General features: G+C 57.5%; 19 protein-coding genes and 1 tRNA gene. 7 read left to right on the forward strand and 13 right to left on the reverse strand.

Annotation, left to right across the window (positions count from 1 at the left end):
- Positions 1–74: 74 nt before the first annotated feature.
- The 3 genes from Q0955_RS03455 (at position 75) to Q0955_RS03465 (ending at position 1,820) form a co-directional block, all read left to right on the forward strand.
- Positions 75–159, forward strand: a tRNA-Leu gene (locus Q0955_RS03455).
- Between the two features lie 163 nt (positions 160–322).
- On the forward strand, positions 323–715 hold the full coding sequence (locus Q0955_RS03460) for a BlaI/MecI/CopY family transcriptional regulator (RefSeq protein ID WP_299419906.1): 393 nt from the start codon (positions 323–325) through the stop codon (positions 713–715).
- Entirely contained in the window at positions 705–1,820 is a 1,116-nt protein-coding gene (locus Q0955_RS03465; RefSeq protein WP_299419908.1) for a M56 family metallopeptidase, read from the forward strand. Before Q0955_RS03460 ends, Q0955_RS03465 begins: the two co-directional genes overlap by 11 nt.
- A 370-nt stretch (positions 1,821–2,190) precedes the next feature.
- On the opposite strand, the gene Q0955_RS03470 is transcribed toward Q0955_RS03465, so the two are convergent.
- The 6 genes from Q0955_RS03470 to Q0955_RS03495 all read right to left on the reverse strand — a co-directional run bounded on the left by Q0955_RS03470 (position 2,191) and on the right by Q0955_RS03495 (position 8,241).
- Positions 2,191–2,469, reverse strand: coding sequence for a DUF2160 domain-containing protein (locus tag Q0955_RS03470; protein ID WP_299419911.1), 279 nt, complete (start codon positions 2,467–2,469; stop codon positions 2,191–2,193).
- Between the two features lies 1 nt (position 2,470).
- On the reverse strand, positions 2,471–3,268 hold the full coding sequence (locus tag Q0955_RS03475; RefSeq protein WP_164642124.1) for a carbohydrate ABC transporter permease: 798 nt from the start codon (positions 3,266–3,268) through the stop codon (positions 2,471–2,473).
- 11 nt (positions 3,269–3,279) lie between these two features.
- The gene (locus Q0955_RS03480) at positions 3,280–4,143 is read right to left on the reverse strand and encodes a sugar ABC transporter permease (protein ID WP_164642126.1); all 864 of its coding nucleotides are present in this window, start codon (positions 4,141–4,143) and stop codon (positions 3,280–3,282) included.
- Positions 4,140–5,231 (reverse strand): ABC transporter ATP-binding protein, encoded by a 1,092-nt coding sequence (locus Q0955_RS03485; protein ID WP_299419914.1) that lies wholly within the window; start codon positions 5,229–5,231, stop codon positions 4,140–4,142. Before Q0955_RS03485 ends, Q0955_RS03480 begins: the two co-directional genes overlap by 4 nt.
- 13 nt (positions 5,232–5,244) lie before the next feature.
- Positions 5,245–6,306, reverse strand: a complete 1,062-nt coding sequence (locus tag Q0955_RS03490) for an ABC transporter ATP-binding protein (RefSeq protein WP_299419916.1) — start codon at positions 6,304–6,306, stop codon at positions 5,245–5,247.
- A 198-nt stretch (positions 6,307–6,504) separates the two neighbouring features.
- The gene (locus Q0955_RS03495; protein WP_299419918.1) at positions 6,505–8,241 is read right to left on the reverse strand and encodes an ABC transporter substrate-binding protein; all 1,737 of its coding nucleotides are present in this window, start codon (positions 8,239–8,241) and stop codon (positions 6,505–6,507) included.
- A 484-nt stretch (positions 8,242–8,725) separates the two neighbouring features.
- Between Q0955_RS03495 and Q0955_RS03500 the strand changes: the two genes are divergently transcribed.
- From Q0955_RS03500 to Q0955_RS03510, 3 genes are all read left to right on the forward strand, one after another.
- On the forward strand, positions 8,726–12,484 hold the full coding sequence (locus Q0955_RS03500; protein WP_299419921.1) for a calcium-binding protein: 3,759 nt from the start codon (positions 8,726–8,728) through the stop codon (positions 12,482–12,484).
- Between the two features lie 90 nt (positions 12,485–12,574).
- Entirely contained in the window at positions 12,575–13,273 is a 699-nt protein-coding gene (locus Q0955_RS03505) for a fumarylacetoacetate hydrolase family protein (protein WP_299419924.1), read from the forward strand.
- A 63-nt stretch (positions 13,274–13,336) separates the two neighbouring features.
- Entirely contained in the window at positions 13,337–16,549 is a 3,213-nt protein-coding gene (locus tag Q0955_RS03510) for a reductive dehalogenase (protein WP_299419926.1), read from the forward strand.
- A gap of 138 nt (positions 16,550–16,687) precedes the next feature.
- Here Q0955_RS03510 and Q0955_RS03515 read toward each other — a convergent pair whose 3' ends face one another.
- The 4 genes from Q0955_RS03515 to Q0955_RS03530 form a co-directional block, all read right to left on the reverse strand.
- Positions 16,688–17,320, reverse strand: a complete 633-nt coding sequence (locus Q0955_RS03515; RefSeq protein ID WP_299419929.1) for a MarC family protein — start codon at positions 17,318–17,320, stop codon at positions 16,688–16,690.
- Between the two features lie 151 nt (positions 17,321–17,471).
- On the reverse strand, positions 17,472–18,632 hold the full coding sequence (locus tag Q0955_RS03520) for an acetate/propionate family kinase (protein WP_299419931.1): 1,161 nt from the start codon (positions 18,630–18,632) through the stop codon (positions 17,472–17,474).
- The gene (locus Q0955_RS03525; protein WP_299419934.1) at positions 18,632–19,573 is read right to left on the reverse strand and encodes a bifunctional enoyl-CoA hydratase/phosphate acetyltransferase; all 942 of its coding nucleotides are present in this window, start codon (positions 19,571–19,573) and stop codon (positions 18,632–18,634) included. The genes Q0955_RS03520 and Q0955_RS03525 overlap by 1 nt, the downstream gene beginning before the upstream one ends.
- 163 nt (positions 19,574–19,736) lie before the next feature.
- Positions 19,737–20,237 (reverse strand): flavin reductase family protein, encoded by a 501-nt coding sequence (locus tag Q0955_RS03530; RefSeq protein WP_299419937.1) that lies wholly within the window; start codon positions 20,235–20,237, stop codon positions 19,737–19,739.
- Positions 20,238–20,541: 304 nt separating this feature from the next.
- On the opposite strand from Q0955_RS03530, the gene Q0955_RS03535 reads away from it, so the two are divergent.
- A complete protein-coding gene (locus Q0955_RS03535; RefSeq protein ID WP_299419940.1) occupies positions 20,542–21,243 on the forward strand; it encodes a trypsin-like serine protease in 702 nt (233 codons plus the stop codon).
- Between the two features lie 68 nt (positions 21,244–21,311).
- Here the strand turns inward: Q0955_RS03535 and Q0955_RS03540 are convergent, their stop codons facing one another.
- The 3 genes from Q0955_RS03540 to Q0955_RS03550 all read right to left on the reverse strand — a co-directional run bounded on the left by Q0955_RS03540 (position 21,312) and on the right by Q0955_RS03550 (position 24,605).
- The gene (locus Q0955_RS03540; RefSeq protein WP_299419942.1) at positions 21,312–21,917 is read right to left on the reverse strand and encodes a LysE family translocator; all 606 of its coding nucleotides are present in this window, start codon (positions 21,915–21,917) and stop codon (positions 21,312–21,314) included.
- Positions 21,918–22,182: 265 nt separating this feature from the next.
- A complete protein-coding gene (locus Q0955_RS03545; RefSeq protein ID WP_299419945.1) occupies positions 22,183–23,118 on the reverse strand; it encodes a diguanylate cyclase in 936 nt (311 codons plus the stop codon).
- 197 nt (positions 23,119–23,315) lie between these two features.
- Positions 23,316–24,605, reverse strand: a complete 1,290-nt coding sequence (locus Q0955_RS03550) for an MFS transporter (protein ID WP_299419948.1) — start codon at positions 24,603–24,605, stop codon at positions 23,316–23,318.
- Positions 24,606–24,619 lie beyond the last annotated feature (14 nt).

Genomic DNA, 24,619 nt, shown 5'->3' on the forward strand with positions numbered 1-24,619 from the left:
TTTGACGGAAATGTCATTTCTGCCAATTTTCCGCTCGCATCCCGCAAAAAGCTTTGCTAAGACGCGCCCATCGTGCGGGTGTGGCGGAATTGGTAGACGCACCAGATTTAGGTTCTGGCGCCGCGAGGCGTGGGGGTTCAAGTCCCTTCACCCGCACCATGGTAACTCTCTGGTAATTATAAAGATATTCAAAGGGCTATTGCCTCCGGCGAGTCCAGCGATCTCTGGTATTGTTGGCTGATCGCTGCCGTGCAAAAAACACTTCCCCAAAATGCCGCGATGCAGTACTAATTCTCTAGTAATCAAACACGGAGTGGCCACGTTGGCACGTCGACGCAGTGAGATGCTCACGGATGTTGAGCTGGAATTTATGATCGCCCTTTGGGAGATCGGTACAGGGTCTGTGCGCGACATTATGGGGGCGCTGAAAGACGATCAGCAGCGCGCCTATACGTCTGTCGCTACCGTGATGAAAATTCTCGACGACAAAGGGTTTGTGACCTCGGACCGCAAGGACCGGGCGTTGGTGTATACCCCTGCCGTTCAGAAGCGCGACTACGAAGGTCGCAGCCTGAAAAATCTGTCTAAAACCTTGTTTGGAGGAACCCCGACGGCGCTGGTGGCGCGACTGGTGGATAATGAGGATCTGACAGACGAAATGATCCAGGAAATCAAAGAGATCATCGACACAAGGATCAGAAAGGATGACGGTTGATCAAATCGTAGGGGGGGCGATCTGGGTTCAGCTACTGATCCTGTTGGCCGCATGTGTTTTTGCCTGTTTTGAGGGCCTTTTTGTGCTGTCCGGTGGACGGCGCAGTTTTCATACCCGACGACGGTTGGGCATGGCGGCGATTGCCTGTTTGGCGCTGGTGCCGTTGGTCACGCCGTATCTGATGACAACGTCTTATGCGGCTTCGGTGAATGCCACGGATGTTGTGGTTTCTCAGGTGCTTAGTGGCAATATTGCGTTGTCCGCACAGGAGATGTCGGCGCTGTTGGCGTTGAAGACACAGTGGTTGGCGCAGATGTCCACCGGTGGGTCAATTGTTGCGCAGGGTCTGATTGCGGCTTTTGCCGCTGGGTTTGTCGTGCGCAGTATTTACTTGGCCGTCAACATTGGGCGTATTCGTCGGGCTATTGCTGCGGGACGGGTTGTTCAGCGCACGCGGTGGGTGTCTGTTGTTGTGTCTCCTGCTGTGAACGTGCCGTTTTCGACCCGTGGTTTGCTGCGTTACTACGTGGTGTTGCCGACGTCTTTGTTTCGCGATGGGGCGGGAGTTGAGATGGCTTTGGGCCATGAGATGCAGCACATTCGTCAAGGGGACGTGGATGCCGAGGTGTTGCTGTCTTTGATCTCTCCTCTGGCAGTGCTCAATCCCGGTTTTTGGTTCCTTTCCAGTCGGTTGCGTAAGTTGGGCGAGTTGGCATGCGACCGGGCCTATCTTGCGCGCAAAGGCTTTGACGCACATGGTTATGCGCTTCGGTTGCTCGAAATTGCCCGGTTTTCGCAGGCGCAGGCCAAGGCGCAGCCCGCGGCCTTTGGTGTTCCTTTGGTGGGCCGGAAGATCCCATTCCTGTCACGTCGGTCGATGTTGAAGGACCGGATTGTAGAAATCGCGCGAGATCAGGACGATCCGGCAAAAGAAGCTTTTGTTTTGGGCGCTGGCATGTCGGTTTTGATGGCCGGTGTGGTGCTGCTTGGGGCGGTGTCTTTGACCGAGCCAGAGGACTGGAGCCATGAGCGGATCATGCTCAGCACGGTGGCCAATTTGGATCGTTTGAACGAGCTCAACACAATGGCACAGCGCAGCTGGTAACGACCTCCAGAATTGCAATGAAACGGCTTCGTCACTGAGATATGTGGCGGGGCTGTTAAGGTTTGAAATCCACGTCGGTATTCGGTCGGTATTGCGGCTGTTTTGCGGAGGTGCGTTTGTTGGGATCGCATCAGCGTTAAGGAATGTTTCTGCTGCTTAAGATTTGGGGTCTCTGTCCCTGTCCCCGGTGGCTACGCCCTTGAGGCATTTCTCGAAGGAGAAGCGAATGCGCCTCTGTTTCTTCTTGCTCTTAATATCCCCGCCGGAGGCATCAGAGCGTGCGGCCAGGAGCAGGTGACGCGGATCTTACGATACAAAAAGGGCAGCGCCTTTCGTGGCGCTGCCCTTTGGATTGTTCTTCGAATGTGGGTCAGACCTTCCAGAAGCAGAAAGTGCCCCAGCCAATCGCCAATCCAAGTGGCCACCAAAGCGGCTCGCCCATCAGGCCCAGCCAGGCGAGAAAGATGAAACTGCCTCCCAAGCAGGTCAGGAACAGCCGGTCGCCGCGGGTGGTGGTGAGGCCAAGCGCGCCTTTGCGCTCCGCCCCGCCGGGGTATTTGATCTCCAGCACAATCAGCAGGCCAATTGTGGAGAACAAGCAGGTGAAGATTGCGGCCGTGGGCCAGGTCCATGCCATCCAGCTAAGCATATCAAACTCTCCCCATCGCGAAGCCCTTCGCGATGTAGTTGCGGACAAAATAGATCACGATGGCGCCGGGGATGATGGTGAGCGTGCCAGCAGCAGCCAGCAGGCCCAGCTCATAACCAGCTGACGACGCTGTCTTGGTCATCGTGGCGGCAATTGGCTTCGCAGCCACAGCTGTCAGGGTCTTGGCCAAGAGCAGCTCCACCCATGAGAACATAAAGCAGAAGAAGGCAGCCACGCCAACACCAGCTTTGATCGTCGGGATGAAGATTGTCAGGAAGAAACGCGGGAAGGAGTAGCCATCCACATAGGCGGTTTCATCCAGTTCTTTTGGCACGCCGCCCATGAAGCCTTCCAAAATCCACACGGCGAGCGGGATGTTGAACAGGCAGTGTGCCAGAGCCACGGCGAGGTGGGTGTCAAACAGGCCCACAGCGGAGTAGAGCTGAAAGAAGGGCAGGGCAAACACGGCCGCAGGCGCCATGCGGTTGGTCAGCAGCCAGAAGAACAGCTGCTTGTCGCCCAGAAAGCGGTAGCGGGAGAACGCATAGGCTGCAGGCAGTGCCACCGCGATGGAAATCACTGTGTTCAGAGACACGTAGATGATCGAGTTGATGTAGCCCCAATACCATGTCGGATCGGTGAAGATCGTGATGTAGGCCTCCAGCGTGAAGGTCTGTGGGAAGAGCGAAAACCCGGAGAGGATCTCGTTGGTGGTTTTGAAGCTCATTGCCACCAGCCAGTAGATCGGCAGCATCAGAAAGAAGATATAGAGGATGGGAACGAGTGATCTTTTACGCATGATCGCTCTCCTTAGTTCAGGTCGTCTTTGGTCATCAGCGTGTAGAACAGCCAGGACACAAAGAGGGTGATTGCGAAGTAAATGAGGCTCATCGCGGCGGCGGGGCCGAGGTCAAACTGACCCAATGCGATTTTCACCAGATCGATGGACAGGAGCGTGGTCGAGTTGCCGGGGCCACCGCCGGTCAGCACAAAGGGTTCAGTGTAGATGTTGAAGCTGTCCATGAAGCGCAGAAGGATGGCGATGGTTAGCACGTTCTTCATCTTGGGCAGTTGGATATAGCGGAACACCGACCAGTTGGAGGCGCCGTCGATTTTGGCGGCCTGATAATAGGCATCCGGGATCGAGACGAGACCAGCATAGGCCAAGAGAACAACCAGCGAGGTCCAGTGCCAGACGTCCATGCCAATAATGGTGATCCATGCTGCCACAGGGTCCTGTGTCATGTCGTAGTTGATACCGAGCACGTGGTTCAGGAAGTAACCCAAGAGGCCAATGTCAGGCAGGGCAAAGATGTTCCACATCGCGCCAACCACGTTCCATGGGATCAGCATCGGCAGCGCCATGAGCACAAGGCAAACCGGCACCCAGAAGCCTTGGCGCGGCATGGCAAGCGCGATGGCGATGCCAAGGGGCACTTCGATGATCAGGATCATGAAGGTGAAGAAGAATTGACGTCCCAGTGCGGCGTGGAAGCGCTCTGATCGCAGGATTTGTTCAAACCAGGTGAGGCCTTCCCAGAAGAAGAGGTTGTCCCCAAAGGTTTCTTGGACCGAGTAGTTGACCACTGTCATCATTGGAATGATGGCGTTGAACGCCACAAGCAGCAGCACCGGGGCCACGAAGAACCAGGCTTTTTGGTTTTCGGTTTTCATGCTGCGCTCTCCTTTTGCGCGGGCGTGGAAGCAATCCAGCCGTTGGCGTAGAGCCGTGTTTGAGCGGCTGTGAGTTGTAGGTGCACGGTGTCGCCCATTGCCGGTGGGGTGCCGTTCACAACCGCGGAGATTTTGGTGTCCGCGACTGTGACTTGCACCACGGCGTGGCGACCCACATCAGAGACACGTGTGACCGTGCCGGCGATGCCGGTGTCGCCAAGCGCCACAAACTCCGGGCGGATGCCAATTTCCAACGTGCCTTTGGTGTCAGGGTGGATCGGGCCTTCCAGCGCGATAGGGGTGCCGTTGAACAGCGCTTGGCCGTCTTTGATGGTCGCAGGCAACACGTTCATGCCGGGGGAGCCAATGAAGTGGCCCACAAAAGTGTGTGCGGGGCGTTCAAACAGCTCTTCTGGTGTGCCGATTTGCACCACTTCACCCAACTGCATCACCACAACCTGATCGGCGAAGGTGAGCGCCTCTGTCTGGTCGTGGGTGACGTAGATCATCGTGTGGGACACACGCTGGTGAAGCTCTTTGAGTTTGGTGCGCAGCTTCCACTTGAGGTGGGGGTCGATCACGGTGAGCGGTTCGTCAAACATTACGACGTTCACGTCATCGCGCACGAGGCCGCGACCCATGGAGATTTTCTGTTTGTTGTCCGGTGACAGGCCTGCTGCTTTGCGGTCCAGAATGTCGGTGACTTCAAGCATTTCGGCAATCTCGGCCACGCGTTGTTCGATGATCGCCGGATCAACGCCACGGTTTTTGAGCGGGAACGCGAGGTTTTGGCGCACGGTCATGGTGTCGTAGATCACCGGGAACTGAAACACCTGCGCGATGTCGCGCTGATCCGGGGGCAGTTTGGTGACGTCCTGACCGTCAAACAGGATTTGGCCTTCGGATGGCTCCAGCAGGCCGGAGATGATATTGAGAAGCGTGGACTTGCCACAGCCAGACGGGCCAAGCAGGGCATAAGCGCCGCCGTCCTGCCAATCCAAGTCGACTTCTTTGAGGGCAAAGTCATCCGGTCCCTTGGGGTTGGGATAATAACTGTGCCGCAGGTTTTTGAGAGTGATTTTCGCCATTCTTTAATGCCCCTTAGCCGACGCGGGCGCCGTCGGGCGCGAAATAGAAACAGGTGGTGGGATCAAGGAAGAATTCGTGGTCTTCACCAATCCGATACGGGTGCGTGCCATGGGCCAGGCTGACCCAGCTGTTGCCGTCAAACTCAAAGTGGGCTGAGCTTTCGGAGCCGGAGAGTTCGGTCACTCCCACGTGGCCAGTCAAGGCGACGTCAGAGCCGTCATGTGCGTGGGGCAGAACGTGATGGGGGCGCACAGCCATTACGTAGTCGCCATCTGTAAGACCTGCCGCTTCGCCAGATGCAGTCCAGCTGAGATTGCCAAGGTGCATGGCGTCGCCTCGTTTGGTGACGGAGGCGTAGTTGATGGGCGGGTCTGAAAACACGCTGGCGGCAGTCAAAGACGCTGGTGTGCGGTAGATCTCCGCTGTGGGGCCAAACTGGGCCACGGACCCATCCACCATGAGGGCGGTTTCGCCGCCCAGAAGCAGCGCTTCTTCAGGCTCAGAAGTGGCGTAGACCACCACGGCGCCGCGACCTGCAAACAGCTCGGGCAGCTGCTCGCGCAGCTCTTCGCGCAGTTTGTAGTCAAGGTTGGCCAGCGGCTCATCCAAGAACACCGCGCGGCTTTCTTTGGCAATGGCGCGGGCGAGGGCGCAGCGCTGTTGTTGACCACCAGAGAGTTCGTGTGGGCGACGCTGCAGCATGGGGCCAAGTTGCAGAATGTCTGCGGCCTCTGCGACGCGGTCGTTGATCTCGGATTTGGCCATGCCCGCGACCTTCAAAGGTGAGGCGATGTTTTCAAACACGGTCATGTGCGGGTAGTTCACAAAGAACTGGTGCACGAGGCTGATCTTGCGTTTCTGGGTGGTGAGGGCGCTGACGTCTTCGCCCTCCATGAGGATCTGACCGGAGGCGATCGGGTCAAGCCCGGCCATCATCTTGATCAGAGAAGTTTTGCCAGCGCCGGTTTCGCCCAGCAGCACGTTGAAGTGGCCTTTTCTCAACGTAAGGGTCGTGGGTTTGATGTGTGTCACACCCTGTACGACCTTCGTAATATTATTTATTTCCAGTGCCATGGATGCACCTTTTGATCCTTGTTTCGCCCTGTGGAGGAGGGACCCGAGTGGGGGGGAGTTGGGCAGATTGGCCGGGGCTTAGAGGGTAAGCCCCGGCCAGTTCGACCAATTTCACGGGGAGTGAATGGTCTGGAGGAACCTTAAGTTGCCGCTTGTTTGGGGAGCGAATGTCCGCTCCCCAAATTTGCGCGACAACTTTTAGTTAGAGCTCCAGCGGGCTACGAGGTCGTCGTAGTTGACGGTCTCGCCCTGTGGCTTTTCGTTGTCCAGCTTTGGCTTCGCGCCGCCGTTGGCAAACCACCACTCTGCGTCTTTCTCTTCGTTCAGACGCGGGCCGCAGCCGCCGTAGACATTCTGGGCTTCGTCTGCACGCTGCATACGGGCCATGGTGATGTCCATTTCTTCGGCCAGGCGGTCCATCGCTTCCTGCGGTGTGAAGGCACCAGAGTTCACGTCACCGATCTGCTGCCACCAGATTTGCGCCAGCTTCGGGTAATCCGGCACGTTCACACCGGTTGGGGACCATGCCACACGATCAGGTGAGCGGTAGAATTCTACCAGACCACCCAGTTTCGGGGCACGCTCGGTGAAGCTTTCGTGGTTCACAGAGCTGTCACGGATGAAGGTCAGACCCACGTGGGATTTCTTCACGTCAACCGTTTTGGAGGTCACGAACTGAGCGTAGAGCCATGCAGCTTGCGCGCGGTCCGATGGGGTGGACTTCAGGAAGGTCCAGGAGCCTACGTCCTGATAGCCAACCTTCTGACCTTCTTCCCAGTAGGGGCCGTGTGGGCTTGGTGCCATACGCCACAATGGGTTGCCGTCGCCGTCCACGGTGTTGTTGCCTTCAGACTGTGGCTTCACCATGTCTGCGGTAAAGGCGGTGTACCAGAAGATCTGCTGGGCCACGTTGCCTTGTGCCAGAGCTGGCAGAGACTGGTAGAAGTCGTAAGACGCTGCGCCGGGAGGGGCGTAGTTGCGCAGCCATTCGTCCCATTTGCGGATCGCGTAGACCGCGGCTGGACCGTTGGCAGCACCACCGCGGGTGACGGATGCGCCAGCCGGGTTACAGGAGCCTTCTTCCATGCGGATGCCCCATTCGTCGATTGGCACACCGTTTGGTTCACCTTTGGAGCCTGCGCCTGCCATGGAGAGCCATGCGTCGGTCATACGCCAGCCAAGGTCAGGGGCGCGTTTGCCGTAGTCCATGTGGCCGTAGATGTCGACGCCGTCGATGTTCTTCACGTCTTTGGAGAAGAACTCTGCGATGTCCTCATAGGCAGACCAGTTGACTGGCACTCCGAGGTCATAGCCGTATTTGGCTTTGAAGGCGTCTTGCAGGTCTTCGCGGTCAAACCAGTCTTTGCGGAACCAGTAGAGGTTTGCGAACTGCTGATCTGGCAGCTGGTACAGATCCCCATCCGGGCCGGTGGTGAACTGGGTACCCATGAAGTCATCAAGATCCAGTGTCGGTGAGGTGGTGCCGGACCATTCGCCTGCCATCATGTCGGTCAGGTTGTAAGCCAGCTGCAGACGGGAGTGCGTGCCGATCAGGTCGGAGTCATTGACGTAGCCGTCATAGAGGTTCCGCTTGGTCTGCATCTGTGTCTGCACCGCTTGAACCACTTCGCCCTCGCCGAGGATCTGGTGGTTGACCTTGATGCCGGTGATTTCTTCAAAGGCCTTGGTCAGTACTTCGGCCTCATAGCCGTGGGTCGGAATGCCTTCCGACAGCACGTTGATTTCCATGCCCGCATAGGGCTGTGCAGCGGAGATGAACCACTGCATTTCGCCCATCTGCTCGTCTTTGGACAGCGAAGACGGCTGGAATTCTGCGTCGATCCAGCGCTTGGCTGCCGCTTCGTCGGCATGTAGCGATTGTGTACCCGCAATCACGGCAGACGCCGCGACGGCGGAGATAAGATACTTACGCATCTTGTCCTCCCAATTGTTTGTAGACCAGCCTAGCAGACCGGATGCCTAAAGGTGTCAAATGCGCTTTTTTCAGTCAACTAATAATTTAGTAGATGGTCCGAGTGCCGGCGCTGTGTGGCTTTAAGTAATTGCAAAATATTGTGAAAATGCAAACGCTAACTTAGCGGAAGTGACTAGGTCTGCCACAAAATTGCGTCAGTTTTGCGATTCTGTCTATGTTCGATTTGTTCGCAGAAGCGCGCAAATGCTCGCTGCCCTCTTCGGATTCGCTGGTGGATCTGAGGAGCGCGCTCAGGATTGCGGAGATGTGATTTTAGCCGTTTGGCGCTGAAAATGCGCCCTTGGTGCGCAACTGTTCCAGAATTGGAAACAGTTCGTATAAATTTTTTCTTAACCCCTACACAATTTTGGCGATAGGCTGATCCTACTGGCACTATCTCCGACTACTTTTTCGAGTTTCCGGCAAATCCTGTGGGGGCAGTCTATGTTTTTTTTGAGCGTTTTATTGCCTTTGTTGGCGGGCGTGGCTGCGGCCACGATGGATGGCTCCACCGGAACAGGCGGGGACGGCAGCGACGATGGCGCGGGGGGGGACGGCACTCCGGATACCCGTGATGACACTGTGACCGGCGGGAGTGGCCCTGATGATACCTCAGATGACACTGTCGGGGATATTGTGCGCGATATTGAGACCGTTTTGGGCGACCTTGGTTTGGGGGTTCGCGAACCAGATGAGGAATCCATTGTCAGCAATCCGGGCGAAGAAATCGTCGGCACAGATGGCGATGATACGCTGATCGGGACGGAGCGTGATGACACCATGTCAGGCGCTGCAGGCAATGATCGGTTGGATGGTTCCTTTGGCAATGATCTGATTGAGGGGGGCGAGGGCGACGACGTTCTACTCGGCCGGTATGGCGTTGATGTGGTTAGCGGCAACGATGGGGACGACCTGATCAAAGGCGGCAAGGGCGACGACTTCCTGTTTGGAGAAGCCGGTGATGATACGCTGATTGGCTCGCCGGGTGATGACGTGGTGGTGGCCGGGAGCGGTTCAGATTATGTGCGCGGCGATCAGGGTGACGACGTGCTTGTGGCGCTGGATGATTTGGCGGAAGAGACCGCCTCTGACGTGCTGCACGGCGGGATTGGCAATGACCGGCTTACCGGTGATGACGGAGATACGCTCACCGGTGGCGATGGGGTTGACAAGTTCAAAGTAGTGGTAGGCGGCGCGCCTGTGACCATCACTGATTTCCAACTGTTCCATGGCGAAGGTGCGGAGTTGCGCACGGAACTGCTGACTTTCCTCAATGCAGAGGGGGAGATTATTTCGCCAGAAGAAATTCAGGCCAATGGCGGACGGCTGGCGGATGCCGAGGATGGCTCCGGCGTTGAGGTCTATTATGACGGGATGATGGTGGCCTTTATTGAAGGCTATCCCGCCGATGATTTCCGGGCGGATACCAACTGGCTGGGCAACTTCTCGCCGGAGTTGACCGGGTTGCTGGATGGCGACGACTTGCTGGAGGGGGATGCCAGTGGTGCGCCAACAGATGACAACCTGCATGGCGGTCTTGGCGATGACACGCTGATTGGCGGGCTTGGTGGCGATACGCTAGAAGGTGGGCAGGGCGATGATGTGCTCAACACCCGCGACAGTGTGGCCGGTGGCAACGGGCAGGACCTGGCGATTGGCGGGTTTGGCGATGACCACTTTATTGCCGATGCAGGTGATGTGATTGGCGGACAGGAAGGGCGGGATGCCTATGACATCTACGTGCCCACCGAGGACGGCATGGCACCAGTGGAGATTTATGGCTACGAGTTCTCGACTGAAAACCAAGAGGTGGAGTTCCTGACGCTGTTGGGGCCGGATGGCACGCCATTGAGTGCCGAAGATGTGGCCGAAAACCTGGTGATTTATCAGGATGAAGACGGCACAGATGCGATCCTTGAGTATGATGGCCGCATGATGGCCGTGATGCATGGGGTTGATGCCAATGTGATCAGCGATCACACGTTGTGGATTGGCAATTTTGACCCGTCCCCAACCACCACTGCAGCGCCCACCAGCAGCAATGACGCGACCCAGATGTCGATGACGCTGCAAAGCTCGTCTGGCACCGGAATGGTGGTGTCGCAGGAAATGTTTGGTGCCAACACGGTGTTCAGCGTGAACACGGATATGGGCGTGCCACTTGAGAACTATGTGGAAGGCGCGCGGGCGCTGGACATTCAGAACTTCCGTTTCCCGGCTGGGCAGGGGGATTCCCTAGATGGCGAAAATGAGGGCATCGACTGGCTCAATGTGATCGAGCTGGAAGAAAATGGAGACGGCGAAATGGTGCTGCGGGAAGAGGTGCGCAATGCCTTGGACGCGGCGATTGCGGCGCATGACAACGGCACCGACGTGAAGGTCACCATGGTGATTGCCACCAAACTCTACTCGATTGAGGAGTATGAGGACAAATACGACGACATTGCACGATTTGCAGAGATAATGGTCACGGATTATGCCGATCAGATCGAGGCGATTGAGATTGGTAATGAATATTGGGCCATTGGTGAGACCTCTTACGGCACAAAGGCTGATATTGCTGCGCGGGCTTTGGCCGAAGGCATGGAGCGGGCTGGGGTGTCGGAAGACGATCAGCCGAGCATCATTGTGCAGATGGCCACGCCGAATGAGGGCAGCGAATACCATACGTCGGTGGACGATCGCCCGTTTGGAGAGCGTCGCGATGATGCCAACCAGCACATCATTGACCTGTTGTCAGAGGAAGCGCGGGAGGCCATCGATGGCGTGGTGGAGCATTATTACTACCGCCGCGACTATGATGAGTTTACCGGAGACGGTAACGAACAGGGCTTTATTCCCAATGACTACGCCATTTGGGAAGCCGACTTTGACAAAGAGCTCGACCTGCATGTGACGGAATGGAATATTCGCACCACCAATCTTGAACAGAACGGCATTCGCTCCGCCGGTATTCTTCCGGAGATGATGGAGTATATGGTCAGTTGGGGCACGGATGCCGCGCATGGCTGGCCGGTGGTGCACAACACCACCTCGATGCTGGCAGGGACACGTTCGGACATGCCGATCCTGAATGAGGATGGCTGGGTTGTGAATTCTGTGCGCGGCGCGACCTTTGATGTGATGTCTTCGGAATTGGTGGGTATGCAGCTGTTGGAGACCAATTTCTCCAATGATGATGGCCGTATGGAAATCCAGGCGTATCAGGAAGATGGCAAGGTTGTGGTGCAAGTGGCCTCGCGCACTGGGGAGGCCGTGGATCTTGATCTGGACCTGTCCAGCCTGGTGTCGGGCTATGAGAATGCCTATGGCGTGAAGGTTGGGTATGACCGCTCTGCGGACAGCTCTGACGGGGTGTATCGTGACAATGGAGAATACGTTCAGGCAGACAGCACCATCATTGATGGCGAGCCGTATTACTTCAACGAATACGATGTACGGGCCACGGTGACGGATGTTGAGGTCAATAGCGACGATGTAACCTTGTCGCTGAATCCGTATGAGATGGTGCAATTGGTCTTTGAGTTTGGCGATACGCCACCTCCGCCAGCGGAAGAGGGGCGCGTTGTTGAAGGCACCTCGGGAGATGATGAGATTGTCACAGAAGGTGGAAATGACTCCATCCTTGGTCTCGCAGGAAATGACAACATCATTGCCAATGGTGGTTTTGACACGGTCCGTGGCGGCGACGGCAATGATCGTATGGAAGGCGGCAAACAGGACGATTTTGTCTATGGCGATGACGGCAATGACGCGCTGTATGGCCACGCGGGTGACGATAGCCTCAAGGGTGGCGAAGGCAATGACAGCATGTCTGGCAACCAAGGCGCCGACACGCTTTTGGGCAATCAAGGCGATGACGTGCTGCGCGGGGGCGATGACAATGACAGCATGAATGGCGGTCAAGGGTCTGACACGCTGAAAGGTGGAAGCGGTCGCGACACGATGACTGGCTACAATGGGTCTGACACCTTTGCGTTTGAGCTTGAGGATATGATGGATGGCGATATCATCACTGACTTTGAACCGGGCAAAGATTTGATTTCGCTGGACTATGATGACATCAGCTCGATCGACGACCTGACCATCTCAGAAGTAGAGCAAGGCATTGTGATTTATGTCGGGGACCACGGGGGAATGTTGTTGCAAGGTGAACTGTCGCTGGCGCAGGTGGCCGATCCCCGCAACTTCCTGTTTGCCTGATATCTGCGTGAGCTGACTTTCTTCTGGCGCGTGATAGCGCTACTACAACCAGGTTCCTTGGTGTCTTGAGGGGCTTGGGGAGGAAAGATCATGCGCTATTTGTTTGACCCACATGAGGTTTTTGCGGTTCCCGTCGAGGGAGAGACCGCTGCTTATCCCGTTCGGCGCATCTTTTGCGTTGGGCGGAATTACGCGGCCCATGCGGCGGAGATGGGGGGCGAGGTGGATCGAGAGGCGCCGTGGTATTTCACCAAGTCTGTTGCCCATGCTGTGTTGAGTGGCGCGACGCTGGCTTATCCAGCAGGCACATCCAACTACCATCACGAAATGGAATTGGCCTTTGCCATTGGCGCGGAGGTGTTTGAAACCAGTGAAGCAGAGGCCGCGGCGGCGATTTTTGCCTATGGCTGTGCGCTGGATATGACACGACGGGACCGACAGCAGGATGGCAAAGATCATCGGCGACCTTGGTCGTTGGGCAAAGACGTAGAAGGGTCTGCCGTGTTTGCAGAGATGACACGTGCGACGGAATTCGGCGCATTGGCCGATCAAGCTATTGCTTTGAAAGTAAGCGGAGAGGTGCGCCAGGAAGGGCGTCTCTCTGAGATGGTTTGGTCGCCAACAGAGATCGTGATGCACCTGTCTAGGTTTTACCACCTTGGGCCGGGGGACGTGGTGATGACGGGCACGCCGTCTGGTGTGGGGCCGGTTGTGGCCGGAGATAGCATTCACGGTACCATTGACGGGCTGGCACCTATCGAACTGGCGTTGATGGTTACAAAAAGCTGACGTACTGAACCTGTTAAGAACCAATGCGCTGGGATGGCGTGTGGACAGGCAAGAAGGGATACCATGGGGATCAAGTTTTTTTCCGACAAGGCGCGGCCGGTGCATCTGGGCCCGTACCCATTGGAACGACTAAAGCGGCAGGACACTGCTGCCTGGCGCAATGTGCCAGATGACCCTGTGATGACTTTCCACCGCCCGGAGCAGCCGGAGAGCATTGTGAATGCCATGGGCGAGTTCCAGGCGATGATGGATGCGCTGCGTGATGGCATGGTGAATGGTGTGCAATCTGAGGTGCCATCTGATCCGGTGGAGCGGGCAAATCACTTGAAATCCTTTGGGTATTTCAATGACGTCTCGATGGTTGGTGTGGGACCGCTGACGGCGGAGGCGCGGTTGGATGTGCCTCGCCGCAACCCTGATATTGATCGTTTGGCGGAGGCTCTGCGGACGCGACAGATCAAATCCCTAGCGGCGGGCATTGACCTGATCATGGCGGATTTGAAAGACAGCATGGAGATGCCGCCAAGCTCGATTGAAGATCACAAACATGCGCTGGTGTTTTTGATTGAACATCATCGTGATCCGGAGCGGGGTGAGCCGGGCAGTGATTGGATTTTGGACGCGCAGGACCACCGCGCTTGTTTGCGGGCAACGGAAAGTGCCGTGGTTATTGCCAATTATATCAGGCTGTTGGGCTTTGGGGCAAAAGCCCATACGGCGACGTCGTCTGACGTGGATCTGGGCAAGGTGGCCTTGTCCGCAGGGCTGGTGTCCTGTGAAGACGGTACACTTGTGGCACCTTGGTTGGGCAAACGCTACGGGTTGGCGGTGATCACCACCGATATGGAACTGGCACATGACGGCGCGTTGGCACCGATGGCGGAACAGCCGTGGTTCAAAACACAGGGGCCGGCTTGGTGGTTGGGAAAAGGCTTTGCCAAGTCAGCGATGACCCAAGACCCGTTCCGCAATCGCGACTACGTGAAAGGCGCGCAGCCGTTTGAGCGTTTGAAACGGGTTAAGACGCCAACAACCTACATCGATGAGGCCAATGTGGCACGTGTGCCCAAGCGGGCGGACCTGTTTGCGCGGGCGCAGTTTGGCGACATGGGTAAGTCGCTGCAAGACGCGGCAAAGGGTGGCTACTACGTGCGCAAAGCGGCGCCAAGCATGGCGCAGCGGCGGGCCTTGGGGGCGTTTGTACTGTTGCAAGATGGCGCAAGTTCTGAGGTTGAAAAACCAACAGATTCAGAGCGTAACGCCGCAAACCTCAAGGCAACAACCTATTTCCTGGGTGTCGATGCGGTGGGTTTGAGCCGTTGTCCGGAGTGGGCGTGGTACAGCCACGACGCCACAGGTACGCCAATCAACCCAATCCATGACAATGCAATCAGTATGATTGTCGATCAGGGTTATGAAACCATGGAAGGCGCCAGTGGGGATGACTGGATCAGCGTGGCGCAATCCATGCGGGCGTATCTGCGGTTTTCTCTCCTTGGCGGCGTGATTGCGCAGCACATTCGCAACCTTGGCTATAAGGCGAAGGCGCACACGGTGATGGACGGTGAGGTGCTGCAACCGCCGCTGTTGTTGCTCTCTGGTCTGGGTGAGGTGAGCCGGATTGGGGAAGTGATCCTGAACCCGTATCTGGGGCCACGTTTGAAATCCGGGGTGGTGACCACGGATATGCCGATGGGTCACGACCAACCAATTGATTTTGGGCTGCAAAATTTCTGTGAAAACTGCAATAAATGTGCGCGGGAGTGTCCTTCTGGCGCCATTACGGCCGGTCCAAAGTTGATGTTCAACGGCTATGAAATCTGGAAGTCGGACAGTCAGAAATGTGCGACCTATCGGATCACCACACCGGGCGGGTCGATGTGCGGGCGGTGTATGAAAACCTGCCCTTGGAACCTTGAAGGGCTTTTTGCCGAAGCCCCATTCCGTTGGGCGGCGAGCAATTTCCCAAGCCTTGCCAAACCTTTGGCGAAACTTGATGACGCCGTGGGCAATGGTGGCCTCAACGACACCAAGAAATGGTGGTGGGATATTGAGCTGGAGGAAGACGGGGCGTATCGGCCCACGCAACATCCGCTCAACCGTCGGGATTTGCAGAAAGATCTGGACCTGAAATATGAGGATCAGACGCTGGCGGTGTATCCGGCGGCACTGGCCCCACATCCGTGGCCTTATCCGTTCCCGATGGACCGAGAGGCGGGGATTCAGGCCTATGAATCAATGGTTTCTGCGAATGAGTACAAGGCACGTGTAGCCTCTGGTGATGACAGTGTGATCGACCGGTATGTGGTGCCGGATGCGGAGGATGCGCCGGTGGTTCAGGTGCAGATTTCCCATGTGGAGCCGATGACGGCGGATGTGACCAAATACGAATTCCAGACTTTGGATGGCACGCCGTTGCCGGAATGGACCGCTGGGGGACATTTGGATGTGTTGGTCGCGCCGGAGTTTTTGCGCCAGTACAGCATGTCAGGAGATCCTAAAGATCGGTCAAAGTATCAGATCGGTGTGTTGCGCGAAGACGAAGGGCGGGGCGGAAGTGCTTTCCTGCACAGGATTTTCCGCGAAGGTCGCAAGGTGTTTGTCTCCAAGCCAATCAACCACTTCGAGCTGGTTGAGGACGCGAGCAAGAGCTTCCTGATGGGCGGTGGGATTGGCATCACGCCGATGATTGCCTTTGCCCATCGCCTGCACGATCTGGGTCGGGATTTTGCGTTGCACTACTCTGCAAGTCGCGAAGACGGCGCTGGATACATCAATGATCTCAAGGCGATGCCTTGGGCGGACAAGGTGGTGTTCCATTTCTCTGACAAAGGCACGCGGGCGGATTTGGATGCGGTTCTTGGTGGCTATCAGGACGGTTGGCATGTTTACACCTGTGGGCCGGATCGGTTCATGGACGGTGTGATGCAGGCTGCAGAGCGCCAAGGCTTCCCAGAAGAGGCGCGGCATTTGGAGTATTTCAATGTTCCGGAGCAGCCGGAGTATGAGAATTTCGACTTTACGTTGAAGCTTAAGGATGGGCGGGAACTGCTTGTACCAGAAGATAAAATTGCAACTGATGTGCTTCTGGAAAACGGCGTGCATGTGGACGTGAAATGTGCCGACGGGATTTGCGGTGTGTGCAAATGTGGGCTGGTGTCTGGCGAGGTGGAGCACCGCGATTTTGTGCTGTCCAACAAGCAGCGCGAGACCTCTGTGATCCTGTGCCAGAGCCGCGCAAAAGAGGCCGGTGGAGTGATCGAAATTGACCTATAGAGCGGTGCGTTAACCGGCGAGAATACCGGCGTTTGGGACGTCGGTATTATGTCGGTCTCGCGGCTGTTTTGCGGAGGTGCGGTTTTTGCATCTCGAAAAGTTAATCGGCCAGCCGCCTGAGGGGGGCTGGCTGTTTTTTTAGACCAATCCGGTTTTACTGATCTCCAACACAGCGCCGATCACGAGGTCGGCTGCGACTGAGGCGAGGATCATGCCCATGACACGGCTGACAATGGCCGCACCGGAGTTGCCGATCACGCGAATGATTGGGCCTGCAGCCAGCATGCAGAGATAGGCACACAGCAAGACCACCAGCATGACTGCGCCGGTGATGAGCTGATCCGGAATGGCGACGGTGTTGTTGTCAGTCAGCAGCACGATGGCCAGCATCGCGCCAGGGCTGGCCAGGGAGGGCACAGCAAGGGGGAAGACGGCGGGCGAGGGTTTTTCGTCCAGTTCAGCGTCTGCATCTGCGGCGTGTTTGTCGCTGTCTGGTTTGCTTTCGCCAAAGATCATGGTGAGGGCAAAGAGGAACAGCACGATGCCTCCAGCGATTTGGAACGACAGCAGGCTGATGCCAAGGCCGTCGATCAACAATTGGCCAAAGACCAGGAAGAAGAGCAGGACCCCTGCGGAGACTGCCGCTGCGAGGAGAGCGGTCTTGCGCCGTTCCGGTGCGGTCATCGCGGCGGTCACGGCGATAAAAACCGGGATGGTGCCAATTGGGTCGATCACAACCCAGAGAGTGACAAAACGTTCAAATAAATCCATGGGGTCAGGCTATTTCCGTTTTTGGGGGTTGTCATCAGGGGAGTTTCCGGGCGGTCCAATCTGGCGTTGAGCGTTCGCCCGGGCGGGTGCGGAACGCGCCTGCCATGGGGCGGGCGGACGCGTGCCCGCCGCTGGCGCGGCGGGCGGTGAACTAACCCGTGACCAGGCGTTGGGTTTCGCCCGCGATGATGCCTTCTTCGTCGGTGGGAATGACAAAGGCGGCGAGACGGCTCTCGACGGTGGTGATACGGGCGTTGCCCGCCGTGTTGGCGGCGTCGTCGATGTCTGCGCCAAGCCAGGCGCAGCCTTGTAAGATACGCGCGCGGATGGCGGCGGAGTTTTCGCCGATGCCACCAGTGAACACAATAGAGCCAACACCGCCCATGGAGGCGGCTAAGGCGCCGATTTTCTTGCAGGCTTGGTAGACAAACAGGTCTACGGCCTCTGCGGCAGCAGGACTGTCAGAGGAGAGCAAGTCGCGCATGTCGGAGCTGATGTCGGACACCCCCATGAGACCGGATTTGGTACCTAGAGTGTCTTCGATCTCGGCCACGGACATGCCGCGATCACGTAACATGTGAAAGATCACACCGGGGTCAAGTTCACCACAGCGGCGGCCCATGACCAGCCCGTCCAGAGCTGTGTAGCCCATGGTGGTGGCGACGGACTTCATGTTTTGCATCGCACACATCGAGGCGCCATTGCCGAGGTGGGCGACAATCACTTTGCCGTTGGGTTTGTCCAAATGGTGCGGCAGTTGGGTAGAGATGTAGTGGTAGCTCAGCCCGTGGAAGCCATAGCGCAGCACACCGTCGTCAGAGAAGCTGCGCGGGATAGCGAAGAGTTGCGCAATACGCGGCTGGGTGCGGTGGAAGGCGGTGTCAAAGCAGGCGACCTGTGGGATGTCGGGCCAGCGGCGGGCCGCAGCTTCGATACCCGCGAGGTTGTGCGGCTGGTGACCGGGGGCCAGGGGGGCGAGAGTGCGCAGCTTGGCAATGACTGCGTCGGTGACACGCGCGGGGGCGGCGAAGTCTTGGCCACCATGCACCACGCGGTGGCCCGCGCCGATGATGCGCAGGTTGTCGGATAGGCCCGCAATGTGGGTCAGCAGCCAGTCGAGAATTTCGGCGTGGGTGGCGTTGTTCGCCACCGGCACGTCGATGTGTTTTGCCCCGCCATGGTATTGCGGGTCCAGACCGATGCGGTCGACTTGACCATGCAATATCTGTTTCAGATCAGCGCCATAGACGGCGTATTTGATTGAGGATGACCCGGCATTCAGGACCAGAAAGGCGTCTTGTGTCTCTGCCATTACATCAGGTCCTGACCAAGGTTGTGGTGCACCATGAGCTGCGCCAGCGCGGCGGAGACCAGACGGCTGAGCGTGCCATCCGCACGGGAAGTCAGCATGATGGGCACGCGCGCGCCCAGCACGAGACCGGCGCTGTCGGCACCGGCGAGATACATCAGCTGTTTGGCGATCATGTTGCCAGCCTCAAGGTCCGGGGCGACGAGGATGTCGGCTTCGCCGGGAACGGGAGATTTGATGCCTTTGGCGTCCGCAGCCTTGCGGGAGATGGCGTTGTCAAAGGCCAGCGGGCCGTCCAGCACGCCGCCGGTGATCTGACCACGGTCGGCCATTTTGCAGAGCGCGGCGGCTTCGACCGTGGAGGGGATCTTGGGATAGATGGTCTCCAGCGCGGAGAGGATGGCCACTTTCGGCTCGTCTACGCCAATCGCGTGCGCCAGTTCGATGCTGTTTTGCACAATGTCCGCTTTGACCATCAGATCCGGGAAGATGTTGATCGCTGCGTCGGTGATCAGCAAGGGCTTGGGGTAGGTGGGCACGTCGAGCACAAAGACGTGGCTCATGCGGCGTTCGGTGCGCAGGCCGGTGACCTTGTCGACTACGGCGCTCATGACCTCGTCGGTGTGCAGCGCGCCTTTCATCAGGGCCTGGGCTTTGCCTTCGCGCACAAGTCGCACGGCAGCCTGGGCGCTGGCGTGGCTGTGTTTGGCGTCAACAATCTCCAGCCCGTCGATGTTGAGGCCTTCCTCCGCCGCGACAGCTTTGATGCGGTCTTCAGGCCCCACCAGAATGGGGGTGATCAGGGTTTTGTCGCGGGCTTCGAGCGCGCCGATCAGGGAGGCGGCGTCACAGGGGTGCACAACGGCGGTGGCAATCGGGTCCAGCGGCGCGGTGGCGGCCAGCATGGCGTCAAAGCTGTTCACGTGGGGGGCGGACTGTTCCAAGGGAGGCTCCAGTGCTCATAAGGGTAATCTGTTGGCGCGTTATCCTCCCAATATGGAGGGCCCACTTTGATTCACAACAAAAATAGTGGGGAAAAGCCATGCCAAAGACGCAACCCCGCGTCAACGTGAGCGGGGCTGTGTAAGGCGCTGAAATTGTGGGGGCTTAGGCGTTGGGGTCAAAGCAGCCGAAGTGGGACTGGGCAAAGACCAAGGGTTTGCCTTCGCCAATCCAGAGGCGTTCCACCTGTCCAACAACGATATCATGATCGCCGCCATCGTGTACCGCATGGGTGCGGCATTCAAAGCGGGCCAGACATTCTGGCAGCAGCGGCACATGGTCGGCGTTGGTGCCATGTTGTAGCGCGGCGAAGGGATCGCCGTTGCGGGCGAAGTCCATGGCCAAGGCGCTCTGATCGTCGCGCAGCATGTGGATGGCAAAGTGGCTTGCGCCAGCAAAAAACGGGTGGCGTTCGGAATTTCTCGCCGGGCACCAGAGCACCAGCGGCGGATCAAGCGACACGGATGAGAACGAATTGGCGGTCATGCCAAGTGGACCCTGCGCAGTGGGCACGGTGACAACGGTCACGCCAGTGGCAAAGCAGCCAAGCGCATCGCGAAAGCGGCGCTGGTTCTCAGCCGTTGGGGCAAAAGTTTCATCAGTCATGTGCAGGTTGTCTCTCATGTCGCGCATCCTAGCGCAGCAATGGGCCGAAATTAGGGCGGGCGCAAGTGTCAGTTTTATCTGCGCTTATGTTCCCAAACCGCCTGTGTCCAGGGTGCTGCGGGCTCTCCTTATATATACACCGGATTTTACGCAAATTGTCAGCGCTTGGTTTTGCGGCCTGCCTTGTTTTGGCCGCAAGGCGAACACCGCACGCCCCAGAAACAGACTGCAAATGGCGCCGATTTGGTCCGAATGCTGCCCCAGATGCTTGTTCAAGTGATTTCAAGGATTTGAGGGAGGCACCATGCGCGCCATTAGACTGATAGCCACACTTGCGATGCTGCTTCCGGGCGTTTTGCATGCTGAAGCAAACGTAACAGGGAAGCTGCCGGGAGAGGCCGCGGTTGGACGCTTGATGTTGTCTGGCAAAGCCATGTGTACCGGAGCCTTGATTTCTCCGTCTCTTGTGCTGACCGCCGCGCATTGCCTGTATAATCCTCGCACCGGCAAGAAGCTGAAACCCGGTCAGATCGAGTTTCAGGCCGGATTGAAGGGTGGCAAAGCCAAAGCGATCCGTCAGGTTTCCGTGGCGACGGCCCACCCGGATTATATCCACCGCCACAAAGGCAAAGCTCAGGTTGGCAGTGACATTGCGTTGCTGAGATTGAGCAAGCCAATCTCAAAGAATTCCGTTCTGCCGATGCGCTACGGGGCCAACCTTGCCAGCGGTGATATGCTGGGTGTGTTGAGCTACACCATCAGCAACCGGTCTGATCCGATTTTGGAATACCCGTGCCGCGTTTTGGCCCGTCAGGATGAAACGCTGGTGATGAGCTGCGAAGTGAACTTTGGTGCCTCCGGGGCGCCGGTTCTGGCGCTGACCAACGGCAGCAACCCTGCGGTGGTGTCTGTGGTGTCCGCCAAGGCCGCGATGGGCGGACAGAATGTCTCTGTGGGCACGCTGCTGAGTGCCGATACGCTCAAACAAATGATTGCCGGCGGGTAGAGCCTCCTGCTCTGGCTCACCCGCTTTGACTTGGCGGCCCTTTGGGGCCGCCTTTTTTTGTTGATGACTTATTTGCCAAACAACAGGCGCAAACCCAGAGCGGAGAGCACAACAGCGGCGACGCGGTCGAGATAGAGCTTGGCGTGCAGGTAGGCGTTGCGGGCGGTGGATGTGCTCATGCCAAAGGCCAGCAGGCTGTAGAAGATCAACTCGATGGCCAAGTGGTTGGCAAAGACAAAGCCCTTTTGCGCCAATGACATGCCGGGTGGGAAGATCACCACCAACACGGCGGCTGCAAACAGCACGGACTTCGGGTTCATGACCTGGATGGCGACGCCTTGCCAGAAGGCGTGGCGGGCGGGTTTTATCTCGGTGGGGGCCAGCGGCGCGCGAGCGCCTTTCCACATGCCGTATGCAATATAGAGCAGGTAAAGCGCGCCGACAGTTTTCACGGCAATATAAGCCCAAGGGAAAGTTGCAAAGATGGCTTCGAGGCCCAAGAGGGCCGCTAAAGTCCAGAGTGCGGCAACCAGCGCGAGGCCAGCGCCAACTGCGAGACCCGCACGGCGTCCTCCGGTGAGGGTGGTTTTCACCGAAATCAGAAAGGCCGGACCGGGGCTGGCAATGGCGGCGGCCAATGCAAGATTGAAGGTAAGGATATGGGTGAGGTCCATGGAACGCGGCTCCTGTTGCAGTGCTTTAGACGTACGGGAGGGCGCGGGCCAAGTCACGGTATAGTTGCGGGGAAAAGGCTTGGGGCTCTGGCAGTGCTGATAATTTGTGCGGCGGGAATGTGGCGGGGGCAGGGATGTCTCCAAAGGCGCACAAATAATGTTGGGTTTTTTTGGGGGGGGGCTGCCACTGTCTTTGGATCAACCACCAATGTTCGGCCCGGATGGAATCTGGGCCTCAGTTGCGCATAATCTGAGGCCCGAATTTCTATTTTTCTGAGGAAAGCGCGGTTTCTGGCTTGGAAGGTATCCTGACCCCGCCTTCGACTGACACTTGGTTCCGGCCGGAATTTTTGGCGACATATAGCAACTCGTCCGCGCGCTTGAGCAAGGCGGCTGCATCGCTGGCGTGTTCGTAAACCTCCGTGAGCCCGATGCTGACCGTTAAGCGGATTTTGTTTGCATCCGCGACAATTTCGCTGGACTGGATCGTCGCCCGCAACCGCTCGCAGGCAGCATAGGCACCGATCAAGTCGGTGTCCGGAAAGACCAGCGCAAACTCTTCGCCACCAAGCCTGCCTACAAGGTCAATGGAGCGAAACTCGCGTATCAGCATCCTTGAAAGCTGTTGCAGGGTCTTGTCGCCAGCGTCATGTCCATAAGTGTCGTTGATACGTTTGAAATGGTCTACATCGAGCATGGCAACCGACATGGGCGACCCGTCTTGCCGGGAACTTTCAAATTGTGTTTCCAGTGTTTTCAGGAACGGGCGTCGGTTCGAAACCTGGGTCAGCGGGTCGGTGTTCGCCTCGATCTGAAGGAGTTCATAGGCTTTCGTCAGTTCGCGTATGCTCAGAATGCCGATGAGCTTGCCGTTTTCTAGCACAGGCATGTGCCGGATGGCGTTTTCATTCATCAGGTGCAGTAGGTAGGTGACTTCGTCGTCCGGACCGCAAGAAATGACCGAGGAGGTCATCACGTCGGACACCAAGGCGTCGGCGGCTTTGGGGTTGCAACTTGCCACAACAGTGAGGAGATCCCGTTCAGAGATGATACCAACCATTGTGTTGGTTTCGTCGGTCACCACCAAGGCGCCAAGTTTGAGATCCAGCAGTTTGTGGGCCGCCTGCTTGAGCGTTGATTGCGGTCGAATTCCTTCAACCTTGTTGGTTTTTTTTGCGTTGAGTAACTGAGATACTTTCACCCTAAATGCCCCCTGAGCAACTGTACGTAGTGAGGGAGCAGTACAGGGGTAGCGGTTAAAAGGTTCTTTCGCCGTGCATGTTTGGTGAGGAAAGTTTTACGTAACTATCAATGGTTTGCGCCTCAAACAAACGTTGGGTTGAGGGCAGAACCGATTGGGTGAGTGCGCGATTGAAGAGCGGTGCGCGGGTGCGTCCTTTACTGACTTTCCGTCTTCATGCGTTTCACCAAGACCAGGCACAGTATCGTCGCCAAGAGCAGAAATACCGCGCCGAGGCTCCATGCGACGGAGAGGGAGTAGAGCTCTGCGACGGCGCCGGTGAGGAGCAGGCCCAATGCAGCTCCCAGTTGTTGGATCAGGGAGCGCAAGGACAGTAGCGTGGAGCGTTGATGATCGGCAACGCAGCGGTGCAGGATGCTGCTGGCCGGGGTTTCGCAGATGCCGAGACAGACGGAATAGAGGATGAAGACCGCCGCAAAGGCGAGGATGTGGCCTTGGTAGACGAGGGCGATTTGCACGGCTGCGAGGCAGGTGAAGGTGGTTGCGAGTGTTTTGGTGTGGTGGCGTTTGAAGAGCTTGGTGACGTGTGGTGACAGCGCGGCGCCAAAGGCGATGGCGAAGAAATAGGTGGCGGTTAGCGTGCCGATGGCGGTGTTTGCGTAGGTGTTGTCCAGCATGGGTTTGGCGAAAGTGGGCCAGAGCACCTCGACCGGATTGGTGGCCATGAGGAAGACCGCCAGTGCGGCCAACAGCAACGACAGTGTGGGGTGTTTGAGGGCGAGCAGACCGGCGTCTTTTACCACCAGCGGCACGTTGACAAAGCCGTGTTTGAGGGCGCCTTGGCTTGTCGCACGAGGCGGCTCGATAATGGCTAGCTTAGTAAAGGCAAACACGCAGAGCATCACGGCAAAGCTGGCGGCGTAGGAGGTGTCATAGGGGCTGAACCCGAGGATTTGCACATAGGGGCCGAGGAGGTCGGGGAGAAGGCCACCGAGGATCGCGCCCATCGCCAGGCCGATGGCATTGGCGGATTGTGCTTTGGCGAGCGCGGGTTGCACGTCTACGTTGGGGGCAGTGGCCTTGAAGGTTTCGACAAACCACGCGTCCAGCGTGCCGGAGCGAAGCGCACGGCCAAAGCCGATGAAGCCAAAAGACAGGGCCAGCACGTAGAAGTTGCTGCTGGAGAGGAAGAGCGCGAGGGAGATCAGGCTGGCGATGACGGCGGTCAAAAAGACCGGTTTGCGCCCGATGCTGTCGGCCAAGCCGCCAAAAGGCAGTTCCATCGTCATGGTGGTGAGTGAGTAGACCCCGAAGAGCAGCGAGATTTGGAAGAGGTCCATGCCGCGATCGGTGAGGGCCAGCGCAACAACGGCCACGGTGAGCCCCATGGCAAAACGATCCAGAAACTGGTGGATTTGGAACACCCGAATGTGGCGTTGCGCCGAGGAGCTGAGTGCTGAGAAGGAAAACGCGGTTTCTGGTGTCATGCGGGCACCTTGGA

The sequence above is a fragment of the uncultured Shimia sp. genome (assembly GCF_947493595.1).
Taxonomy (GTDB): Bacteria; Pseudomonadota; Alphaproteobacteria; order Rhodobacterales; family Rhodobacteraceae; genus Shimia.

Excerpts from the sequence above, each read along its gene's own strand:
- Q0955_RS03465 (WP_299419908.1), top strand. The coding sequence starts at position 705 with ATGACGGTTGATCAAATCGTAGGGGGGGCGATCTGGGTTCAGCTACTG.
- Q0955_RS03470 (WP_299419911.1), bottom strand. The coding sequence starts at position 2,469 with ATGCTTAGCTGGATGGCATGGACCTGGCCCACGGCCGCAATCTTCACC.
- Q0955_RS03475 (WP_164642124.1), bottom strand. The coding sequence starts at position 3,268 with ATGCGTAAAAGATCACTCGTTCCCATCCTCTATATCTTCTTTCTGATG.
- Q0955_RS03480 (WP_164642126.1), bottom strand. The coding sequence starts at position 4,143 with ATGAAAACCGAAAACCAAAAAGCCTGGTTCTTCGTGGCCCCGGTGCTG.
- Q0955_RS03485 (WP_299419914.1), bottom strand. The coding sequence starts at position 5,231 with ATGGCGAAAATCACTCTCAAAAACCTGCGGCACAGTTATTATCCCAAC.
- Q0955_RS03490 (WP_299419916.1), bottom strand. The coding sequence starts at position 6,306 with ATGGCACTGGAAATAAATAATATTACGAAGGTCGTACAGGGTGTGACA.
- Q0955_RS03495 (WP_299419918.1), bottom strand. The coding sequence starts at position 8,241 with ATGCGTAAGTATCTTATCTCCGCCGTCGCGGCGTCTGCCGTGATTGCG.
- Q0955_RS03500 (WP_299419921.1), top strand. The coding sequence starts at position 8,726 with ATGTTTTTTTTGAGCGTTTTATTGCCTTTGTTGGCGGGCGTGGCTGCG.
- Q0955_RS03505 (WP_299419924.1), top strand. The coding sequence starts at position 12,575 with ATGCGCTATTTGTTTGACCCACATGAGGTTTTTGCGGTTCCCGTCGAG.
- Q0955_RS03510 (WP_299419926.1), top strand. The coding sequence starts at position 13,337 with ATGGGGATCAAGTTTTTTTCCGACAAGGCGCGGCCGGTGCATCTGGGC.
- Q0955_RS03515 (WP_299419929.1), bottom strand. The coding sequence starts at position 17,320 with ATGGATTTATTTGAACGTTTTGTCACTCTCTGGGTTGTGATCGACCCA.
- Q0955_RS03520 (WP_299419931.1), bottom strand. The coding sequence starts at position 18,632 with ATGGCAGAGACACAAGACGCCTTTCTGGTCCTGAATGCCGGGTCATCC.
- Q0955_RS03530 (WP_299419937.1), bottom strand. The coding sequence starts at position 20,237 with ATGACTGATGAAACTTTTGCCCCAACGGCTGAGAACCAGCGCCGCTTT.
- Q0955_RS03535 (WP_299419940.1), top strand. The coding sequence starts at position 20,542 with ATGCGCGCCATTAGACTGATAGCCACACTTGCGATGCTGCTTCCGGGC.
- Q0955_RS03540 (WP_299419942.1), bottom strand. The coding sequence starts at position 21,917 with ATGGACCTCACCCATATCCTTACCTTCAATCTTGCATTGGCCGCCGCC.
- Q0955_RS03550 (WP_299419948.1), bottom strand. The coding sequence starts at position 24,605 with ATGACACCAGAAACCGCGTTTTCCTTCTCAGCACTCAGCTCCTCGGCG.